A 1,913-nucleotide genomic window follows, 5' to 3' on the forward strand; every position below is an offset into this window, starting at 1 on the left:
GCCTCCATCCCGCTGGGCTCTCCCAAGGTGGGCGCGCGGGTGGAGGCCATCGAACGGTCGTTGCGGCGGTTGGGGATGCTGGTGGAGAACCTGCTGGACGTCAGCCGCATGCGCCACGGCAAGCTGGACTTCGTCTTTTCCGAGGGAGACCTGTCGGCGCTGGTGTCCGAGCTGGTGGCGCGCACCGGGGAGGAGGCACGGCTGGCGGGCGTGGCCCTCACCGGGCACATCGAGCCGTCACTCGTGGGGCGCTTCGATCGACTGCGGCTCGAGCAGGTGCTGATGAACCTGATGTCCAATGCGTTCCGTCACGGCGGAGGCCGCCCGGTGGAGGTGCTGCTGGCGCGGACCTCCACCGGAGCCCGGCTGGTGGTGCGGGACGAGGGGCCCGGCATTCCCGAGGCCGATCGCGAGCGTATCTTCGGGCGCTTCGAGCAGGTGGCCACCGCGGCGCGCATGGGAGGCCTCGGCCTGGGGCTCTTCATCGTGCGGCAGATCGTCGAGGGACACAGCGGTCGCGTGCACGCGGAGCCAGGGCCTGGCGGTACGGGCGCGGCGTTCATTGTCGAACTGCCGCTGTAGCGTTTTCATTCCCGCGCGCTCCACCGCTCGCACCGCGCGTCTCGGGAATTCAGCCGAGCTGGAAAGTAAAACCGACACTGCCTGTTGAGTGGAGTGCGATCAGACATCCTTTCTGGGGGACGGGTTGCTTTCAGCCCTCCAGAGCGTTTCTGATCTGTCTTGGAGCTCCGGTCATCTCACCCTAGCCCCACAACATGGGAGGCAGTCACGCATGCAGCTCAACATCACCTTCCGCCAGTTCGGTTCGTCCGATTCCCTCAAGGAGTACGCGAAGGAGAAGGTCGAGCGGGTGAACAAGTACCTGGATCGAGCCGGTGAGGCCCATGTGGTGCTGTCGCTCGAGCGACACCTGCATCACGCGGAGATCACCATCCACTCGGGATCCTGGGTGCTGCGCGGCAGGGACAAGAGCGAGGACATGTACGCGTCCATCGATCTCGCGATGGACAAGATCGAGACCCAGCTCCGCAAGTACAAGGAGAAGATCAAGAACCACCACGGACGCGAGAAGGTCCACCACCGGCAGAACCTGGTGAACCAGCTCAAGGTGCGGCACAAGGTCTTCGAGGTGCCCGGGGACATGCAGGACGAGGCCACCGGGTCCTCGGCCCAGGCCGCTCCGGTCGCCGCGCCCAACCAGCCCGCCACGCGCATCGTCCGCACCTCGGAGATCACCGTGAAGCCGATGACGGTGGACGAGGCCGTGATGCAGATGAACCTGATGAACCAGGAGTTCTACGTCTTCCAGCACGACACCACGCATGAGGTCTGCGTGGTGTACCGGCGCAAGGAGGATGGGCAGTACGGCCTCATCGGGGTGCACAACACGCCCAACGCGGGCTAGCACCCGCGTCCAGGCCATGGCCGAAGGCGAGCCGGCTCAGCCCCACGGGGAGCCGGCCCGGTGTGCCGATCTCCCCGAAGAGAGCGGCCGCGGCGGCCTCGGTGGCGACGGGTTGGTACGAGTAGACGGCGAGCACGGCCCGGGCCTCGTCGGCGAGCTCGGCGAGGTACGGCAATCCCATGGACACCACCAGCACCGGGCGACCGGTGGCGGCGGCCAGGGTGACGAGCTCGAGCTGACGTGAGTTGACCACCCCCACCACCACCACGTCCGCGCCGAGCGCCAGCCGGCGGGCCCGTTGTCTCAGCACGGCACGGCGGGTGCTGGAGGGGTAGGCGGGCACCTCCATCACCTGGGCCTGGGGCACGCGTTCGCGGATGGCCTCGCCCAGCGACGCCTCGGCGGTGATGACGGCCAGGCGCGTGTCTGGCGTCAGCGGGAAGTGCTTCCCGTCCGTGCGCAGCAGGGTGACGGAGGCCCGGGCGAT

3 protein-coding genes are annotated in these 1,913 nt (G+C 67.7%); 2 read left to right on the plus strand and 1 reads right to left on the minus strand.

Translation table 11 applies throughout. The annotated features are described in order from the left end of the window. Together VF794_RS40370 and hpf are read left to right on the plus strand one after the other, a co-directional pair. Window positions 1–582 (plus strand): HAMP domain-containing sensor histidine kinase (locus VF794_RS40370; protein WP_331119168.1); only part of this gene is annotated, 582 nt, incomplete at its 5' end. A gap of 211 nt (window positions 583–793) precedes the next feature. Continuing rightward, entirely contained in the window at window positions 794–1,426 is a 633-nt protein-coding gene (gene hpf / locus VF794_RS40375) for a ribosome hibernation-promoting factor, HPF/YfiA family (protein WP_331119170.1), read from the plus strand. Here hpf and VF794_RS40380 read toward each other — a convergent pair. Continuing rightward, window positions 1,392–1,913 (minus strand): glycoside hydrolase family 3 C-terminal domain-containing protein (locus VF794_RS40380; protein WP_331119172.1); only part of this gene is annotated, 522 nt, incomplete at its 5' end. The two genes, hpf and VF794_RS40380, sit on opposite strands and share 35 nt — an antisense overlap.

It is taken from the genome of Archangium sp. (assembly GCF_036389735.1).
Classification (GTDB): domain Bacteria; phylum Myxococcota; class Myxococcia; order Myxococcales; family Myxococcaceae; genus Archangium.